Below are 19,816 nucleotides of genomic sequence, written 5' to 3' on the forward strand. Positions count from 1 at the left end.
TCTCTCATCCTATCAATCACTCACTCTCTCATCCTATCAATCACTCATTCTCTCACTCTATCATTTTATCCCTCTCTCATTCTATCAATCGCCCATTCAATCAATCCTCTCTCCTCCAACCAAAGTTTATTCATAATTTAGCCTCGATGATTCATTTTAAGTCAAAGCTACCTAAAACAGCAACTACGATATTCACGGTAATGTCTAAGCTGGCCGCCGACCATAATGCAATTAATTTATCGCAGGGTTTCCCTGACTACGATGCCCCTGCGGAATTGACGGGTTTGGTGAGCAAATACATGGAACAAGGTAAGAACCAGTACGCCCCTATGGCCGGGGTTCCGCTGCTTCGGGAACGTGTATGTGAAAAGGTTCAAGATCTCTATGGCACCTATTATGATCCTGAAACTGAGATTACTATTACAGCCGGAGGAACACAAGCAATTTTCACTGCTATTGCTGCTACCGTACAAGCAGGTGACGAAGTTATCGTTTTCGAACCTGCTTACGATTCATACGCTCCTACAGTTAAGCTTTTTGGAGGATTGGTAAAACCATTTGAATTATCGCCACCAGACTATAAGATCGATTGGCAAATGGTAAGGAAACTTATTTCCTCCAGAACAAAGATGATTATCCTGAATTCTCCTCAGAATCCTACCGGCGTAATTCTGGACGAGGAGGATATCAAACAACTTATAGCTATAACCCGTGGTACAGATATACTAATTCTTAGCGATGAGGTTTACGAGCACCTCATTTATGACGGGAAAGAGCACTTAAGCATGGCCCGCTTCCCTGAACTTAGTGAACGCAGTTTTATTACCTGTTCTTTCGGGAAACTATTTCATACTACAGGCTGGAAGATCGGCTATTGTTTGGCACCCAAAGAATTGATGAACGAATTTAAGAAAGTACATCAGTTCCTTGTTTTCAGCGTTAATACTCCTATGCAATACGCTATCGCGGACTTTCTGTCGAACAAGGGATATTACCACGAGCTAAGCAGCTACTTTCAATCAAAGAGGGATTATTTCAGGTCAATGATGAGCGCAACGCGTTTTAACCTTTTACCCTGCTATGGCTCTTATTTTCAAAATGCAGAAATAAGGCATTTAACGGAGGAAAAAGACACTGACTTTGTCAAAAGACTGACAACGGAATTCGGAGTGGCAGCCATTCCAACCTCTGCCTTTTATAATAAAGGAACTGATTACGGCGTTATCCGCTTTTGTTTCGCAAAAAAAGAAGAAACTTTAGAAAAGGCTGTCAATCTATTAACTAAAGTTTAAATTAGTATAAATTAAGCTAATCAATGAGTGTTTTAAAAATCACCACCTTCCAGGCGTATCTCTTCTGGGAAAACATTGATAAGAATCTCCAGAATCTGGGACTCAAACTATCATCTATCAGAGAAAAAACTGATCTCATTATACTGCCTGAAATGTTCAGCACAGGTTTTACCATGAACGCACCAACCCTTGCAGAAGAAATGGGAGGTAAAACAATGGAGTGGATGCGTGCGCAGGCAAATAAGTTTGAAGCCGTAGTTACAGGAAGTCTTATTATCAAAGAAAATAATCAATATTATAACCGTCTGATATGGATGCGCCCCGATGGAACTTACGAAAAGTATGATAAACGCCACCTCTTTGGATTGGGAAAGGAAGATTCTGTATACAGTCCCGGGAAGGATAAACTGATCGTAGAGTTGAACGGCTGGAAGATTTGCCCGGTTATTTGTTATGATTTACGCTTTCCTGTTTGGTTAAGGAACAACAATATTGATTATGATCTGTTGTTAATTGTTGCAAACTGGCCTGAGAAACGTTCTTTACATTGGCGGACTTTGATACCTGCACGCGCTGTCGAAAACCAGGCATATGTTGTAGGAGTTAACAGAGTTGGTCATGATGGAAATGAGATATATCATTCAGGTGATTCCATGTGCATAGATCCAAACGGAAAGACGGTTTACTATAAACCAAATGACGAAGATCTTTATACATTCTCAATTTCCAGGGAAGAGCTAATAAAAAACAGGAGAGCTTTCCCGTTTTTAAGAGATGCAGACAAGTTTGATTTATTTTAGTTAAAAAACGTTAAAAAACAGGCTTATTCCACTTGCCAGATTTATTATTACTAATTATTCCGGAAGTGCTTATGTGCGTTAAGTAAGTTGTATGTTCAGAGAAATTCGTATTAAACCGCTAAGGTACCTTGTAGTTCTTATATACTTTATCATTCTGTCATTTTGTGCCATAGAACTTAATTTCTTGTGGTTGTTTGGTTACTCTCCTACTCTCCACGATATTAAAACACCTAATATGCGGATCGCATCTGAGGTGTACACTGCTGATAAAAAATTGATTGGCAGATATTACAAAGAAAATAGAACACCTGTTGAATTTAATCAAATAAGTCAACAAACGATTAATGCACTTATTGCAACTGAAGATGCACGTTTCTTCAGCCATTCAGGTATCGATATCCGCTCCTTATTCTCAAGCATCATTTCTACCGCTTCAGGTGATAAACGAGGAGCCAGTACGATTACCCAACAGTTAGCTAAAAATCTTTACCGTACACGTAATAATAAAAGGCAGGGGTTGGTAAAGAAGATACCGCTAGTAAGAACTATCGTTTTCAAGTTAAAAGAGTGGATAACTGCGTTTAAACTTGAAAGCCATTATTCTAAGGAAGAAATTCTAACCTTATATTTTAATACTGTTCCTTTTGGCAGTAACACATTCGGTCTTAAAACTGCAGCTAAAAAGTATTTCAACAAAGACACTGATAAGTTGGGTGTAGAACAATCTGCTCTCCTTGTTGGAATGCTTAAAGCAAGCACAACCTATAATCCCGAATATCATCCGGAAAGAGCCCTGGAAAGAAGAAATGTGGTTTTATCTCAAATGGAGAAATACGGCTATTTGAGTAAAGAAGAGTATAAAAAATACAGCAATCGTGGATTAAACCTGACCTTGGGAAAAGTAGAAGACGACTCTCAGGGCGATTCATATCTTCGTACCGCTGTTGCCCGATATCTGGAAAAGTGGTGCGAAGACCGTGGTTATGACCTGTACGAGTCGGGTTTAAAAATATACACTACTATTGATTCCAAATTGCAGAAATACGCCGAAGAAGCTGTAGAAGATCAAATGAAGATACTCCAAACGCGGTTAAACAACGCATGGAGTGGTCAAAATCCATGGAGAGATTCTGAGGGAAAAGAAATTGAAGATTTTCCAATGAAAGCGGCACAACGCCTTCCCTATTATTCTTATCTTAAAACGAAATATAGAAATAGCCCCGATTCAATAGACTATTACCTGAATCAACCTAAGAAAATGAAGGTTTTCAGTTGGAAAGGAGATCAGGAAGTTACGTTCTCAACACTAGACTCTATCAAATACTACTCAAAGATCCTGAACACCGGGATGATGACAATGGATCCGTTTACCGGCTACATCAAAGTTTGGGTAGGTGGAATCGACTTTGATCATTTTAAGTTCGATCATGTGGATCAATCCAAGCGTCAGGCCGGTTCAACATTCAAGCCTTTTGCTTACCTCGCTGCACTGGAAAGTGGTTTAAGTCCTTGTGATAGATTTGTGGACAAGCCTGTAAAGATTGCGTATGATGAAAATAATCAGCATAAATTCTGGGAACCAAAGAACTCTGAGTACTACTTTTCAGGACAGGAAATGACCCTGAGACATGCCATGGGTAAGTCGGTCAATTCAATAACTGCACAAATCACAGAACAGGTGGGTTGGGACAATGTGGTAAAATATGCGCACGAGTGCGGAATTGAAAGCGATTTAAAATCAGTGCCTTCTGTAAGTCTTGGGTCTAATGATGTTTCAGTTTTCGAAATGGTAAGAGCATACGGGACGTTTCTGAATCATGGAAAAAAAACCGAGCCTATTCTTGTACAAAAAATTACAGATCATGATGGTAATTTAATTGAAGAGTTTAAAGCTGAACAAGAACAAGTTCTCACAGAAGAAATATCCTGGTTAATGCTCTACATGTTTAGGGGAGGTATGGAAGAACCAGGGGGAACATCCCGCTCACTATGGGAATGGGACCTTTGGAAAAAAGGAAATCAGATCGGTGGAAAAACCGGAACCTCTTCCGATTTCGTAGATGGCTGGTATATGGGAATAACCAAAGATCTTGTTACTGGAATTTGGGTAGGTTGTGACGAAAGAAGTGTACATTTCAGATCATCAGGAAGTGGAGAGGGAGCTCATACTGCCCTGCCAATCTTTGGAAAGTTTATGGAAAAGGTTTATCATGATCCGTCCACTGGGTACACCTATGGACCTTTCCCAAAACCTACCATTGAGATCACACGAGAATATAACTGTACAACTCCAGAAACTTACGTTGACACAACTGCCGTAGACACGCTTTTAACGGACTCTTTAATGATTGATACCATGTCAACTCCTGCTTCTGAGGACAATCAGCAAGAGCAACAGCAGCCAACAACTACCCCGACGACGGATCAACAGGCTCCTGCAGACAATACTGAAACCCAGGAGTCCACAGCCGAGGATGGCAAAAGCAGAAGGGAAATCCGGAGGGATCAGAGACGGCAAAAAAGAGAAGACGAAGCAAACAATTAAAAATTTCATCTATTATTCATAATCGAATGATATACTTGCACAAGCCCAATTTATTTAATTTAAAATTAAAATGAAGAACGAATCCGGTCGCTATAAAAGGTGGTTAGTTAAATCACTCTTCTTATCATTATTTATTTTAATATCGGGCATGGCAAATGCTCAGTATTTCGGGCAAAACTTAGTTAGGTATAAAAACCTGAAATTCAAGGTAAAACAATCTCCTCACTTTGAGTTATATCATTATCTGCGTAATGATAGCCTTGTAAACAGGTTTATGCAGGAAAGTGAGGTATGGTATGATCTTCACCAGCAAGTGTTTAGAGATACTTTCGCTAAAAGAAATCCGGTAATTCTTTATGAGAACCATCCGGATTTCCAATCTACCACTGTCCTTCAGGGCGGGGCGAGTGTAGGTACCGGCGGTGTTACAGAAGGCATGAAGAACCGGGTGGTTATGCCAATTCAGATGCTAAACCATCAGACCAGACACGTACTGGGACACGAACTTGTTCACGCATTTCAATATCATACGCTTATAGAAAACGACTCTACTAATCTTGAAAATATTGGCAACCTTCCTCTTTGGATGGTTGAAGGAATGGCTGAATACCTTTCGGTCGGTAAAGTTGACGCCTTCACAGGGATGTGGATGCGCGACGCTTACCTGAACAGGGATATCCCGACACTCCGGGATTTAACCACAAATAGCAGGTATTTCCCCTATCGTTATGGACAAGCATTTTGGACTTATATCGGCTCCACTTATGGAGACACTGTTATCGTCCCTTTATTTAAAGCAACGGCTAGGTTCGGATATGAAATGGCAATCCGAAGGACTTTTGGATATGATGAAAGAACTTTATCAAGTCTTTGGAGAACAGCTATCGAGAACCAATATAAGCCGATGCTGAAAGATACATCACAGGTTCCAATTGGAAAAAATATCATCAACAATAAAAACGGTGGGGATATGAACGTAGCTCCTGCAGTTTCTCCTGACGGAAAATACATTGCTTTTCTATCTGAAAAAGAACTTCTGAGTATAGACCTCTATCTTGCAGATGCTCAAACTGGGAAAGTAATACGACGGCTCACGAGCAGAGCTAATAATTCCCATATAGACGAGTTTAGTTTTATAGAATCGGCTGGAGCCTGGTCGCCCGATAGTAAGCGCTTCGCCTTCAGTGCCTTCAGCTCCGGCAGAAATAAACTATTCGTCATTGATGTAAAATCAGGTAAAACCCTTTCTGAAAATGCAATGGGGGAAGTTGGCGAGTTTAGTAATCTAAGTTGGTCCCCTGATGGTTCAAGCATAGCATTCACAGGTCTTAAAGACGGACAAAGCGATATTTATGTCTTTAACTTAAATACAAAACAGCTAAATCAGTTAACAAACGATAAATACTCAGATTATCAACCTGCATTCGCTCCAGACGGAAAGTCAATAGTTTTTTCTACAGACAGAACTACTTTTGATAACGCTACAAAAACGGTGGATATCACCTACAGTCTTGCTTTGATCGACTTAACTACAAAGGCAATAACGAATATCAATGTCTTTACGGGTGCCAATAATCTAAATCCCCAGTTTTCAGGAAATAGTCAACAGCTTTATTTCCTTTCAAACCGAGACGGGTTTAGAAATATGTACAGGTATACTCTAAGCAGCGGACAGGTAGAACAACTTACAGACTATTTTACAGGTATAAGTGGTATCACTGAGTATTCGCCCGCTCTTAGCGTTTCCTTAAATGATGACATTGTTTACTCTTACTACAGATATCAGAAGTACACGATTTATAATGCTAAAGCAACGGATTTCAAGCCGGTGGTGGTAAATCCACAGGAATTGAACTTTGATGCAGCTATTCTCCCTCCTTCAAAATCATCAGGCGTGGATATTATTAACGCTAATTTGGAGAACTTTGAGCGGTTTGAAACAATCAGTGCTAATAACCTTAATCCTACAAAATACAGGCCGCAGTTTAAGCTTGATTATTTGTCAAGCAATGGTGTAGGAGCGTCAGTTGGACGTTTTGGTACAGGTATGTCAAGTGGTGTACAGGGAGTATTTAGTGATATTCTTGGAAGGAACCAAATTTATGCGTTGGCATCTGTAAATGGAGAGATTTATGATGCAGGGGGTCAGGTAGCTTATATTAATCAAAAAAGCCGTATTAACTGGGGAACAGCAGTCTCGCACATCCCTTATTTATCGGGATACAATGTTGCTTACTTCAACAAGGACCAACCAGCTGCTGATGCAAATGCCAGCTTTATTTATGGGTACGATATTATAAGAACATTCGAGGATCAGGTGCAACTGTTCGCATTTTATCCCTTCTCCAGGACATTCCGTTTTGAAGCAGGAACAGGGGCTGCAAGATATAGTTATCGAATTGATAGATATGCAACATATTACTATGCCAATTACGACGAAGCTAACAGAACAAGTGAGATTTACAGTCCCTACAGATCTGACCGAGCAAAATTATCAAAGGATGATGCTCGCGACTATTATGGAATAGACTTCAAGTCATTTTCCATTTACCAACTTAATGCAGCCTTTGTTGGTGATAATGCGCTATCCGGGATAACCTCACCTTTAAGTGGTTTTAGGTACCGTTTAGGGGCAGACGCAATGTTTGGGGATTACCGGTTAACTTCTGTAACTGCAGATTTCAGAAAATACGTCCGCCTAAAGAAAGTTACCCTTGCTGGTCGTGCTTATAGTTACTCAAGATTAGGTCGTGATGAGGACAGGCTTTACCCGCTGTTTATAGGTTATCCGTATCTTATCCGGGGATACGAAGCTAACTCCTTTTACAACAATGAATCCGCCAGTGGAAGTACCTTCACCCTCGACCAGTTAGTAGGTTCAAAAATTGCTGTAGGTAACCTTGAAGCTCGTATTCCATTTACAGGACCCAAAAAACTAACTGCGATTGAGTCTAAATTCCTTTTCTCAGACTTGAACTTCTTCTTCGATATAGGGCTAGCCTACGACAAAGATTCAAAGGTTGCATTCCGGGGTACACCAAGAGCTATTGGAACTAAAGAATCTAACCAAGGAGGAATTGGCGGTGGTGGTATCATTGGCACTCCTATTCCAGGACAACCCACAACTATCACCTCTGGTACAACCATTTACGAAAGAATTCCGGCAATGAGTGCAGGTGTTTCTTTAAGGGTTAATGTATTTGGCTACTTCGTACTTGAGCCTTACCTGGCCTATCCATTCCAACGTAAAGACACCAAAGGCCCCGTATTCGGACTGGCTTTTGCTCCGGGTTGGTAGTCTAGAAAAAATATAATATCTACATAAAAAAAGCGGCCTGGAAGCCGCTTTTTTTATTTCTATTTTCCTGTTTCCATATGTGCCGCGTCTACCGGTTTAGATTCAGGAGATCCCCGGTGACGAAGATAAATCGACAGCCATACAATAGCGGCAACAGAAAGGAATTCGCTCTGCCAGTTCTGAAAGGTCTCGAACCAAAAAGTTGGTTGTCCTAAAAAAGTAGCCACGCTTTCCTCCGGCTTATGCATTAAAAATAACTGCAGGTTATGTTCCTGCCAGCTCCCATACAAGTGTGCTGCCCAACTAAATAAAAAAAGGATAAGAAAAGTAATGGAGAGGGAGTAACTATAGAGCTTCAAGATCCAACCTCCTTTTTTAACTGCCCAAGGAGCATCATCCCTCGGAACCGGCTTACGATCCACCTCCTCATCCCCTTCCATGCTTTTTGATTCCGCAGATCCCACCTGACGAAGAAATACAGTAAGAACAACGTACAAACCCATCTGCAGAAATTCACTCTGAAAATTCTCAAAAGTCGCAGATATAAAATGGCCTGAGGTAAGGTATATCGACAAAGGGATCTCATGCCCTCCCCTTTCTGTAATTTCCTCATTAGATTCTTTCCAGCCGGTTAGTGTCTGGCCTAATAGGGTTATTAAAAAAAAAGATAAAAAAACTATTGTTAAACTGTTCCTGTAGAACCAGGAATATCTTTTAGGATCGTCTGCCATACTTTCGTTCTTAATTAATAATATAACTTCTATTTATACTATTTGTTCAACTCATGCCTTACTCTCCATTTTTAACTGTTCCTTTAGTTGTCTAATTGTAAAACACGTTTTTCTACCTATTTAAAAGGTTTGTATTTATTAAGATTACAATTCTATTTTTATTATTTTCGCAGGTTTTAATTGAAGCCTTTATACGGATTTTTCGTATAACGCATTGCAGCAATAATGTAGATTTAACACATGCAGAGTTACCAAGAGTTCCTTGACCTTAGTGTCGGTTTCCCTCAGGAAGGTTTTGAAGTTATAGATGATGAGTTATACTTCCATGATTTGAATTTGATGGAGATGATCGAGACGTACGGTACTCCCCTACGCTTCACCTATATTCCACTTATCTCGAAGAAAATCCAACAAGCGAAGCTGTTGTTCCAGAAAGCTATTGTGAACAACAATTACCGGGGCACGTACATGTATACCTACTGTACTAAAAGTTCCCACTTCAGACATATAATTGAAGAAGCTTTAAAAAATGATGTTCATTTGGAAACTTCTTCTGCCTTTGATATGCCTGTAATTGACACTTTAGAGAAAAAAGGCATAGTTAGTAAGGATATAACCGTAATCTGTAATGGATTTAAGACTTATCAGTACAAGCAGTACATAATTGATATGTTCCATGACGGGTTCAAGAATATTATCCCGGTTCTTGACAATAAAGAAGAATTTAACATCTACGATGACGAACTAGATCTTCCATGCAGCCTTGGTATCCGAATAGCATCAGAAGAGCAGCCTGATTCCCAGTTCTACACCTCAAGGTTAGGCATCAGAATGGAGGATGTTATCGAGTTTTACAACAATAAAATTGCTCATAATCCAAACTTTAAAGTAAAACTTCTTCACTTCTTTATCAATTCTGGTATATCTGACACTCCTTATTATTGGAATGAATTAGAGAAGTACGTTACCCTTTATTGTAAGTTTAAAAAGATTAATCCGGATCTTACTACTTTGGACATCGGTGGAGGCATGCCATTTAAAGATTCACTTGTATTCGATTTTGACTACGAATACATGGTTAATGAGATTGTGAAACGTATCAAAGAGATCTGTGCAGAACACGATGTAGAGGAACCGGATATTATTACTGAGTTTGGTAAATATACAGTGGCAGAAGCCTCTGGTATTTTATACAAGGTTCTGGGCCGGAAGCAACAAAACGACCGTGAAAAGTGGTTGATGCTTGACGGATCATTCATTACTAACCTGCCTGACGTATGGGCTTTAAATCAGAAGTACATTCTATTACCAATAAATAACTGGGATTCGGAATACGAACGTGTTAACCTTGGTGGTATTACTTGTGACGGACAGGATTACTATAATCAGGAAGCGCACATGAATAGTGTTTTCATGCCTAAAACCCGGAAGGTTCAATACCTCGGCTTCTTCCATACAGGAGCATATCAGGAAGTTCTAAGCGGTTATGGGGGTATCCATCATTGTTTATTACCTTCTCCTAAACACGTTATTATCCGGAGGAACAGGGACGAAACTTTTAACTTTGACGTATTCGGGGAAGAACAAAATAGTAAGCAAGTTTTAAAGATCCTTGGTTACACCTAACAGTTAAGCTTTAGAAGTCAGAGAGCATATCACTAGCATTTCTGACTTCTGAATTTTCCCCTCCAATCCATATCCTTCTCATGGCTAAGAAAAAACTTTCAGATCAACAGATCCAGGCAATCGCCGAAAGCTTATTACCGTCGTTTATTCCAAAGGATACTACCGATGATAAGCTTCAATTCCACTTCACAGCTGAAGGTTCTCACTTCAAAGTTGATTTTGTAAAAGACGGAAGGAATTGGAAATTTACGTCGTCCCAGGAACAAGTACAAGAATAATAATAGTTTTTGTCGGCCTAGATGGATTTCTGGAAATGAAACCCAACTATAGAATATTCCTGATTCAATAAAAACTTGTGCACTCTTGAATTCTGAGGATAAGTATCAAGTTCTACACCCTTACAATTATTCTTTTTAGCCCAGGTTTCAATAAAAGCAAAGAAGCGAACACCAAGGTCACGGGATTGATTAGAGGGATCTATTATAACATTATCCAATTCAAGCTGTCTTCCTGAATTAAACTTTATTGTAATCCAGCCACTAGCAAAACCAATCAGTTCGGTGTTTAGAAACACTCCGAAGCAGTGATAATTGTTAAAAGAGAACAGCTCTTTCAAGTACTCTTCGATAATCCGTATCGTCAACTTTTGATTGTACTCTTTTCCTAACAAAGCCATCGAGCCTATGTGGTTCTCAGCAAGTATATCAAATGTTAGATCTTCAGACATATCAGTTAGTTAATCAGAGCATCAATAGTTGTATAACAGCAAAACTTGTTCAATGATTTTAAAAAGGCATAGTATTCTTCTTAAATAGTAACATCACAACAAACCATTTATTTACAGCCCAGTTATTCAACAAACATTCACCTATGTTACATAATAAAACTGTCGACGACCTACTCGACATAAAGGAGATCTATCTTGAGCCAGATGTCAGGAAATACAAGCGGGGATTGGATATTTTAGAGAAGTACTCTGGGGCAGAGCTAAAGGAAGTAGAATCCCATTGGAAGATTCCTGAGCTCTTTGGTTTTGAGGGCTCCGTGGAGGACTGGATTTCCAACAAAAAGAATGTTCTAATCCTTGGCATTAAAAAATCTTTGAGTGCAAGGCCAAATACCAGAAGTTCTCATTGGGTGGCTCCTTCCCAATCAAATGGTTGTACCATGTCATGCTCCTATTGCTATGTACCGAGAAGAAAAGGTTTTGCTAATCCTGTTTCCATATTTGTCAACATAGAACAAATTTTAGGATACTTGAAAAGACATGCCTTCAGGCAAGGTATTAAGCAGGAAGCGGACCATATTGATCCTAAGTATTGGGTTTATGAAATTGGAGAAAATGGTGACTGCTCCGCGGATGCAGCAATTTGCGATAATGTGAAGGATATGATTGATCTTTTCAAAGAGATTCCTAATGGTAAACTTACCTTCGCAACTAAATTTGTGAACCGCGAAATGCTGAATTATGATCCTCAACTCAAGACTCGTATTCGCTTTAGTCTGATGCCTCATAAAATGTCAAAATTGGTAGATGTACGGACAAGTCCAATAAGCGAAAGGATTAATGTGATGAACGATTTTGCTGAGGCAGGATATGAGGTTAATGTTAATTTCGCCCCGGTCATCTACTACGAGGGTTGGCTTGAAGATTGGAAAGTCCTATTTGATGAGATGAATGATAAATTGAGTGAAAAAGTGAAGAAACAGCTGGTAACCGAAATTATCTTCCTGACACATAATCAACAGTTGCACGAGGTTAACCTAAATTGGCATCCGAAAGCTGAAGATGTATTATGGCGACCGGAAATCCAGGAAGTAAAGTACAGTCAGACGGGAGGCAGAAATGTCAGGTACAAACGAAACTTAAAAAAGGAATTGGTGGAGTCTTTAGTAGATTTAGTAAAGGAAGAACTTCCCTATTGCGGTATTAGGTACGCATTTTAGTCACATAGCATAAATGCTGATTATAAAAAAGGTTGTTCGCATAATCGAACAACCTTTCTTATTAAGAGTTAAACAACGATTTATTTTTTAAAAAAGTCGATGATCAAATTAGCAAGTTCAACCCCAATTCTTTCTTGGGCTTCGTTTGTAGCTGCACCAATATGTGGAGTTAAAGAGATCTTGGGATGAGAAAGAATCTCCTGACGAGGAGTTGGTTCGTTATCAAAGACATCTAATCCAGCGAAAGCAACTTTACCAGAATTCAGAGCATCAATCAAAGCTAACTCGTCAATAGTACCACCTCTTGAACAGTTAACCACACCAACGCCTTTCTTCACTTTCTCAAACTCCTCTTTACCTAATATAGGTTTATCAGTGAAAGGAGTGTGTAAGCTAATAAAATCAGATTCACTGATAAGCTGATCTAAACTTACTTTAGTAACGGGTACTTTAACATTAACACCGCCTGCCAGGTTTAACTCAAGATCTGCAGGGACGTCATAAAGGTCATATGCTAAAACTTCCATTCCAAGACCTAAAGCGATCTTTGCAGTTTCTCTGCCAATACGTCCAAAACCAATGATACCGATCTTTTTACCTTTCAGCTCGATGCCTTTCGCATAAGCCTTTTTAAGATCATTGAACTTAGTATTACCTTCAACAGGCATTTTACGGTTTGCATCAAAAAGGAAACGAATTCCTGAGTAAAGATGAGCAAACACTAAATCAGCTACAGATGGAGAAGATGCTGCAGGAGTATTCACTACTGCAAGACCTTTGCTTTTTGCATATTCCACATCAATATTATCCATACCTACGCCACCGCGACCGATAAGTTTAAGGTTTGGAACTGCATCAATCAGTTCTTTACGAACTTTTGTTGCACTACGTACAGTAATAGCGTCGTAGTTCTTTAATGCTTCAGGTAACTGATCCTGAGGAATATTTTGTGTATCAACAGTAAAGCCAGCAGCTTCCAACAACTGCTTTCCAACTGCATCAATACCGTCATTTGCAAGAATTCTTACCATTTTAGTATTTATGTTATTACGAATTAAAGAAGGATTAAGCGTGTTTCTCTGCAAATTCCTGCATAGCCTCAACTAATGCATGAATTGAAGTTATTGGCAATGCATTGTAGATGGAAGCTCTGAATCCGCCAACGCTACGATGACCTTTTATACCAACCATACCGCGCTCTTCAGCAAATTTCAAGAAAGGTTTTTCCAATTCAGGATTTTCCATTACAAAACAAACATTCATACGAGAACGATCTTCACCAGCACAAGTTCCTTTGAACAATGGATTTCTGTCGATCTCCTCATAAAGAGCAGCTGCTTTAGCGATATTTTCTTTTTCCATTTGGGCTACACCACCTTTAGATTTTAACCACCTAAGATTTAATAAAGAAGTGTAAATAGCGAAAACAGGAGGAGTATTATATAAAGATTTATTATCTGCCTGAACCTTGTAATCAAGCATTGAAGGAAGCTTTTTGCCAGATTTACCAAACAACTCATCTTTAATGATCACAAGAGTTACTCCTGCAGGACCCATATTTTTTTGAGCACCAGCATAGATTAAACCGAAGTCAGCAACATTAATTTCACGGCTGAAAATATCAGATGACATGTCACTTACCAGGGGAACTGGCGACTTAGGGAATTCAAACAACTCGGTTCCGAAAATCGTGTTGTTACTTGTTATATGGAAATAAGCTGCATCAGCTGGAATTTCATATGTTTTAGGAATGTAAGTATAATTAGCTTCCTTAGACGAAGCAACTACATTAACGTTTCCATACAATTTCGCTTCTTTCAATGCCTTGCTTGACCATGCACCTGAATCAAGATAAGCTGCAGTTTGTCCCTCTCCTAATAAGTTAGCAGGAACCATTGAAAATTGTAAGCTTGCTCCACCCTGAAGGAAAAGAACAGAATAGCCATCCGGAACGTTAAGTAATTCTTTAACAAGGCGGGTAGCTTCTTCTACAACAGCTTCAAACTCCGGTGCCCTGTGCGATATTTCCAGGATCGACAAACCGGTATCGTTAAAATTCAAAACAGCCTGAGAAGCCTGTTTAAATACTTCCTGTGGTAGAATACAAGGGCCTGCGCCAAAATTAAATTTCATCGTTAAGTACGTTTTATTTTGGGGTCAAATTTAGAAGAATTATATCTTTTTATTTATCTATTTTTAATTTTTGCAATAATCTTGAAATTAAGCTGACGGGAGGTTAAATAATTGGGTATGGCGTACTGATAGTTATTGATGTCCTTTATCCAAAAATAAGAGACCGTATTATTGATATTCAGCAGATTAAATATCTCTGCATAAATCTGAAAGGAATCAAAATACTTAGTTGCGAAGCTTAACTTTCGTGCCGAGCCTCCCTCCAACAAGTTTTTTGAAAAGCCTATATCCACTCTGCGATAAGCTGGAATGTGAAAGACATCAGCATATCTTTCAGTTCTTGGAGGACCAACCGGAAGCGCAGAACCATAAAGAAGTGTAAGGTGAACTTTATAGGTAGGACTATTAAACAGGCGGTCCTGAAAGAACGCGGAGAAATTTAACCTTTGATCCGTAGGTCTCTTCAAATAACCTGGGTAGATAGTGGCAGAATTTCCATTTGCATCTTTCCTAACGAATGAGTCACCCTTAACATCCTCCTGGGTTTTCATCAATGAAACCCTGAAGGAAGACTCCAATCCTGATACAAATTCTCCACTTATACTAAAATCTGCTCCGGCTGCATATCCCTTTGCTTGCTGACCAGAGAAATATCTTATTCGTAGATTTTCAACTTTGTATGGTATTAGCTCAGTTAGTTTTTTATAATAGAGTTCCGAGCTGAACTTCAACAGCGTACCTAATGAAATAAAATTATAATCGGCTCCAGCTAGAATATGGAAAGAGCGCTGTGCTTTACCGCCATCATAAATTTTTCCATCAAAATCTCTTAACTCACGGTAGTAAGGAGGCTGATTATATGACCCTACCGAAAATTTCCAATTGAGCATTTTATTCGCCTTATACCACAAGCCCATTCTTGGACTAAATAATACCTCTTTTGAATATGAATTAAAGTTTCCCCTGATTCCCACGTTTACATTTAAACGCGAAGACAGGCTGAAATTATTTTGTAAAAATCCAGAGTAACGATGGGTGTAGTTTTTATTATTTGAAAAGACGACCTCAGTGAGCCGAAAATCCAAATCATTGTAGGGTAAAGAATAACCGGCTGAATCAATAAGATTATACTCATTCATTTCGTCATTGATTTTATCGTATTGATACCGAATTCCTCCTTCCCAGTTAGAGCGCCCATGCTTAACGTAACCTCTCAGTTCAGTGCTATATATGCGGGATTGCAAAAAATTGCGTGCATAGTTATAATCTATACCTTCTCCCCTTCCTACCCGTATATTTTCAAATCCTGATGAGTTTTCAGATTCCTCTAACTGATCGAAGATATACCTTCCTTCTATATCGTAGGTCTCCTTCTCTGAAATTGCGAAAACTGAGTTGATAGATTTTAATAATACATTTGACCCGGGTTTATAAGCAAAAGTCACAGCTCCGGTAAAGGATTCGTAGCGATCCTTCTCTGACCCTTCATAATCAACATTAAGCTTATATTGTTCGTTCAGTGTCCCAAAGGTTGTTTCACGGCTTGCAGGAATTAATTCGAACCGACTCAGATTATAATCTGCGAAGAAGGATATATCCCATTTAGGGCCAACACCCAGATTATGAAAGGCTTGAATATCATAAAACCGTGGCTGGTAATTCCCCGCTACCGGCTGCGTTTTTAAAATACTCTGGTTCATTTTGGTTCTGAAACCAATTAAGCTGTAACTCTTTTTGGAAAGAAGTTTAGAAGTAGCAGACAAACCGAGAAGGCCTGCAGAAAAAACAATTTGCTGACTATCCGGACGATTGTATCGAATATCTAAAACGGAGGATAATTTATCGCCGTATTTGGCCTCAAAACCTCCTGCAGAAAAGTGTGCCTGACTAACTAATTCCGGATTAATAAAACTTAAGCCTTCCTGCTGCCCATTTCTGACAAGAAGTGGGCGAAAAATCTCTATATCATTAATATAAATAAGGTTCTCATTAAAATTCCCTCCACGAACAGAGTACTGAGAGCTAAGTTCGTTATTCGCTGATACCCCAGGAAGGGTTTTAAGTATTGATTCAAAATTCCCAGAGGCTGCAGGAAGGTTAATGATTTGTCCCGGACTAATCCTACGCAAGTTCCCTGATTGGCTGCCGCCACGCACCTCCACCTGATTTAACTGTCGATAAGTCTGCCGGAGCACGATATCCTGTCTGACCTCTGAACGCTTAGCCAATCGGATTTCCATTCGTTCCGTCTGGAAGCCATCAGAGCTGACATATAAAACAACAAATGGCTTATAAGCAGTGGCTATTGAGTAAGCTCCGCTGTCAGAACTAATTGTTTCGACTCCCGCTATGGCAACTTTTATAGTTGCCTTGGAAATAGCTTGCCCTTGTTCTGTCTGAACAGTCCCAAAAATACGCACCGACTTTTGGGCGAAACTTGCACTTGTAAGTGATAACAGAACAAGGACAAACACGTGTCTCATGTTAAGCTTGAATAAGGGTCGAAGCTTCTTTAAGTTCTTTAATTACTTCCACAGGATTTGTTGCACTGAATACAAAATTCCCGGCAACTAAAACATTTGCTCCTGCACTAAGCAATGCACCCGAATTATTACTATTTACCCCTCCATCAATTTCTATCAAAAGATTATCATTCCTTCCTGCTGTTAAACTCTTCAATGTTCTGATCTTCTTATAGGTATTTTCAATAAATTTTTGTCCGCCAAATCCAGGATTTACAGACATTAATAATACCATGTCCAAATCCTCGATCAGGTCATCTAAAACAGAAACCGGTGTATGCGGATTTAAGGCAACTCCAGCAATGCAACCAAGGTCTTTGATAGCGTGAATTGTACGATGAAGATGAGTACAAGCTTCATGATGAACAGTAATCGTTGCAGCTCCAGCCCTCTTAAATTGCTCCAGGTATCTGTCAGGATCGACAATCATCAAATGAACATCTAAGGGTTTAGAGGCATATTTCTCCAAGGCCGCGAGAACAGGAAAACCAAAAGAGATATTCGGAACAAAAACACCATCCATAATATCCACATGGAACCAGTCTGCTTTACTCGAATTAATCATTTCTATATCCCGCTGTAGATTACCGAAATCCGCTGCAAGTACTGAAGGTGCTATAAGGTGATTCATCCTGCAAATATAAATCTTTCAAACTGTAGTCGCTGATATTAGGAGTACTTCATTTTCGGAGGATTGCGAAACTAACCATTGGTAGAATAACTATTATGGGAGTTATTAGGCCAGTTAATAAACAAAATGCCCCTAGCCAGTAAAGGCTTGGAGCATAGGTAGAATGTAGGGGGAACCCCCTTGATTTAGGGACTGCAAATATAACAAATAAGCTTCGACATTTTTCCTATTATGTTAAATACTTTCAGAAAACTCCCTTTCAAAACGTAGGTGAGGCTGAAGGTTGAATTAAAATTCAGGAAGAAGACTTTGAGATAGCCGGTTTAAAACTTATTGATTGGTAAAGGGTTAATGTTAGGTGTTTTAAATCAAAACAAATACTATGAAATTTATCAGATCACAAAACGCGGACGGCACTCCAGTTAATCTTTTTTACGAGGATTGGGGTTCGGGGTCTCCCGTTGTGTTTATCCATGGCTGGCCACTGGATCACCAAATGTGGGAATATCAAACAAGTGTCTTACCTAACTTTGGCTTTAGATGTATCGCTTACGACCGTCGCGGTTTTGGAAAATCCGACAAACCCTGGGATGGGTATGATTACAACACGTTAGCAGATGATTTAAAAGCCTTGTTGGATCAGCTGGATCTACAGAACGCAACCCTTGTCGGCTTTTCAATGGGAGGAGGTGAAATTGTTCGATACTTCAGTAGACATGGCGGTAAAAGAGTTTCAAAAGTTATTCTAATTAGTTCCATCGCTCCTTTTATGAAGCAAACGGATGATAATCCCGATGGAGTTCCCGCTAGTAAGCTTACAGAAATCACAGAGTCTTTACAGGAAGATAGAGCCGGCTTTCTGGTAGATTTCGCTAAACAATTCTATGGCTTTAGTTTGCTTAGCCATCCGGTAAGCCAAGGGGTACTCGATCGTGATTTCCTTATTGCCTCTCAGGCGTCCTTAAAAGCCACAATAGATTGTGCCCAGGCTTTTGGTGAAACTGATTTTAGAAATGAAATGCGATACATTAACGTTCCTACTTTGTTGGTGCATGGTGACGCAGACGAGACTGTACCAATTAAGGCGACAAGCGACCAGGCCTCAGAATTAATCACCCAATCAGAATATATTGTTTATGAGGGTGCACCTCACGGTTTGTTTTTTACCGATAAAGAAACTCTAAACGGAGATTTGATCCAATTTATCCAGGCGGAGAATAGCGTAGACGTAAACAGAAGTGTTTAAATCTTAATATAAATTACTTCCAAAGAACATCCTGGTTAAGCCAGGGTGTTCTAATTCCTTAAGAAATTAATATATCTTCTTTTCCGCGTAGAAAGTACCAAAGGGAATCATTGATGCTAAAAATGCAAGAGCTATCTTTTTAAACTTCCACTGATAATCGAGCGAAACCTGTATTAATAAAAAAACATACGCCACAAATAAAACCCCGTGGGCCATTCCGACTATCCGGTTAGGCAAAGGCATTTCGTACTGGTATTTTAACACCATAGTAAAACCAAGGAGGAGATAAGATAACCCTTCTAAAAACGCAACTAATCTGAACCTTCCTAAAGGTGTTTTAATAAGATCTGACATAAAATTTGTTGGAAATACAATTTTACGTAATCGGGAATGAATAAAGAGGTACACGTTCTGAAATTGAACTTAGTATGACAACAGGAGTATTTAAAAAACTGCTCGTCCTCTTCCCCCGAATAAGAACCTTTACAAAGTTTTTTGTAGTTTTTTCCTTACAAATTGATGCTTACTTGCTACAATAGATTCTCCTTATGCCATCAAATAATCCTAAATTGAATGTACTGGCACCCTAATTGAGTCATTTACTGCAGAAACCAAAGCTATAAAACTATGAGATTCATTAGCAGAAAATTCCACGCAGTATTAGATTATATGGCGGGTATTATACTTATCGCAGCACCCTGGATTTTAGGATTTGCAGATGTAGAAGCCGCTAAATGGTCGGCAGTAATTGTCGGTGCTTTAATCCTTGTAATGTCTTTCTTAACAGACTATGAAGGCGGAGGAAAGAAAGTCCTTTCCATGTCAACTCACTTAACGATGGACGTGATAGCAGGTATCTTCCTTGCAGCATCTCCATGGTTATTGAACTTCGACGAGCAAGTTTATCTGCCTCACTTAATTATGGGTATTCTTGAAATAGGTGCAGGTATATTCACTGTTACTCAATCAGAACATTCTCATGATCATCATGTAGATAGAAATATAAGGACTGCGCATTAATTGTTTTCAATACCAATTCGATTGA

Annotated in this window: 16 protein-coding genes; 9 read left to right on the forward strand and 7 right to left on the reverse strand. The window is 39.3% G+C overall.

All coding sequences use genetic code 11. From position 1 onward, the window contains the following. Positions 1 to 146: 146 nt before the first annotated feature. The 4 genes from J4N24_RS12650 (at position 147) to J4N24_RS12665 (ending at position 7,935) form a co-directional block, all read left to right on the forward strand. The gene (locus tag J4N24_RS12650) at positions 147 to 1,292 is read left to right on the forward strand and encodes a methionine aminotransferase (protein ID WP_207534057.1); all 1,146 of its coding nucleotides are present in this window, start codon (positions 147 to 149) and stop codon (positions 1,290 to 1,292) included. Between the two features lie 23 nt (positions 1,293 to 1,315). After that, on the forward strand, positions 1,316 to 2,092 hold the full coding sequence (locus J4N24_RS12655) for an amidohydrolase (protein WP_207534058.1): 777 nt from the start codon (positions 1,316 to 1,318) through the stop codon (positions 2,090 to 2,092). Between the two features lie 91 nt (positions 2,093 to 2,183). Continuing rightward, a complete protein-coding gene (locus J4N24_RS12660) occupies positions 2,184 to 4,637 on the forward strand; it encodes a penicillin-binding protein 1A (protein WP_207534059.1) in 2,454 nt (817 codons plus the stop codon). Positions 4,638 to 4,707: 70 nt separating this feature from the next. Next, positions 4,708 to 7,935, forward strand: a complete 3,228-nt coding sequence (locus J4N24_RS12665; RefSeq protein ID WP_207534060.1) for a basic secretory protein-like protein — start codon at positions 4,708 to 4,710, stop codon at positions 7,933 to 7,935. Between the two features lie 59 nt (positions 7,936 to 7,994). On the opposite strand, the gene J4N24_RS12670 is transcribed toward J4N24_RS12665, so the two are convergent. Next, entirely contained in the window at positions 7,995 to 8,666 is a 672-nt protein-coding gene (locus J4N24_RS12670; protein ID WP_207534061.1) for a DUF6766 family protein, read from the reverse strand. A 240-nt stretch (positions 8,667 to 8,906) separates the two neighbouring features. Here J4N24_RS12670 and J4N24_RS12675 point away from each other — a divergent pair, with 240 nt between their 5' ends. Both J4N24_RS12675 and J4N24_RS12680 read left to right on the forward strand, forming a co-directional pair. Further along, positions 8,907 to 10,292, forward strand: a complete 1,386-nt coding sequence (locus J4N24_RS12675) for a type III PLP-dependent enzyme domain-containing protein (RefSeq protein WP_207534062.1) — start codon at positions 8,907 to 8,909, stop codon at positions 10,290 to 10,292. 80 nt (positions 10,293 to 10,372) lie between these two features. Then, on the forward strand, positions 10,373 to 10,570 hold the full coding sequence (locus J4N24_RS12680) for a hypothetical protein (RefSeq protein ID WP_207534063.1): 198 nt from the start codon (positions 10,373 to 10,375) through the stop codon (positions 10,568 to 10,570). Between the two features lie 17 nt (positions 10,571 to 10,587). Here the strand turns inward: J4N24_RS12680 and J4N24_RS12685 are convergent, their stop codons facing one another. Then, positions 10,588 to 11,019: a GNAT family N-acetyltransferase gene (locus J4N24_RS12685; RefSeq protein WP_207534064.1), complete on the reverse strand. Its 432-nt coding sequence runs from the start codon at positions 11,017 to 11,019 to the stop codon at positions 10,588 to 10,590. Positions 11,020 to 11,162: 143 nt separating this feature from the next. On the opposite strand from J4N24_RS12685, the gene J4N24_RS12690 reads away from it, so the two are divergent. Then, on the forward strand, positions 11,163 to 12,239 hold the full coding sequence (locus J4N24_RS12690) for a spore photoproduct lyase family protein (RefSeq protein ID WP_207534065.1): 1,077 nt from the start codon (positions 11,163 to 11,165) through the stop codon (positions 12,237 to 12,239). Positions 12,240 to 12,319: 80 nt separating this feature from the next. Here the strand turns inward: J4N24_RS12690 and J4N24_RS12695 are convergent, their stop codons facing one another. From J4N24_RS12695 to rpe, 4 genes are read right to left on the reverse strand one after another with little or no spacing between them, the layout of a single operon-like run. Beyond that, the gene (locus J4N24_RS12695; protein WP_207534066.1) at positions 12,320 to 13,270 is read right to left on the reverse strand and encodes a D-2-hydroxyacid dehydrogenase; all 951 of its coding nucleotides are present in this window, start codon (positions 13,268 to 13,270) and stop codon (positions 12,320 to 12,322) included. A gap of 34 nt (positions 13,271 to 13,304) precedes the next feature. Beyond that, positions 13,305 to 14,372: a 3-phosphoserine/phosphohydroxythreonine transaminase gene (gene serC, locus J4N24_RS12700; RefSeq protein WP_207534067.1), complete on the reverse strand. Its 1,068-nt coding sequence runs from the start codon at positions 14,370 to 14,372 to the stop codon at positions 13,305 to 13,307. Between the two features lie 53 nt (positions 14,373 to 14,425). Continuing rightward, complete coding sequence (locus J4N24_RS12705) at positions 14,426 to 16,855, reverse strand: TonB-dependent receptor (RefSeq protein WP_207534068.1); 2,430 nt, start codon at positions 16,853 to 16,855, stop codon at positions 14,426 to 14,428. 1 nt (position 16,856) lies between these two features. Continuing rightward, positions 16,857 to 17,525, reverse strand: a complete 669-nt coding sequence (rpe, locus tag J4N24_RS12710) for a ribulose-phosphate 3-epimerase (protein ID WP_207534069.1) — start codon at positions 17,523 to 17,525, stop codon at positions 16,857 to 16,859. Between the two features lie 382 nt (positions 17,526 to 17,907). On the opposite strand from rpe, the gene J4N24_RS12715 reads away from it, so the two are divergent. Further along, on the forward strand, positions 17,908 to 18,771 hold the full coding sequence (locus J4N24_RS12715) for an alpha/beta fold hydrolase (protein ID WP_207534070.1): 864 nt from the start codon (positions 17,908 to 17,910) through the stop codon (positions 18,769 to 18,771). A 66-nt stretch (positions 18,772 to 18,837) separates the two neighbouring features. Here J4N24_RS12715 and J4N24_RS12720 read toward each other — a convergent pair whose 3' ends face one another. After that, the gene (locus J4N24_RS12720) at positions 18,838 to 19,125 is read right to left on the reverse strand and encodes a DUF3817 domain-containing protein (RefSeq protein WP_207534071.1); all 288 of its coding nucleotides are present in this window, start codon (positions 19,123 to 19,125) and stop codon (positions 18,838 to 18,840) included. A 273-nt stretch (positions 19,126 to 19,398) separates the two neighbouring features. Between J4N24_RS12720 and J4N24_RS12725 the strand changes: the two genes are divergently transcribed. Then, the gene (locus tag J4N24_RS12725; RefSeq protein ID WP_207534072.1) at positions 19,399 to 19,791 is read left to right on the forward strand and encodes an SPW repeat protein; all 393 of its coding nucleotides are present in this window, start codon (positions 19,399 to 19,401) and stop codon (positions 19,789 to 19,791) included. Positions 19,792 to 19,816 lie beyond the last annotated feature (25 nt).

Source organism: Desertivirga arenae (assembly GCF_017355785.1).
GTDB lineage: Bacteria > Bacteroidota > Bacteroidia > Sphingobacteriales > Sphingobacteriaceae > Desertivirga > Desertivirga arenae.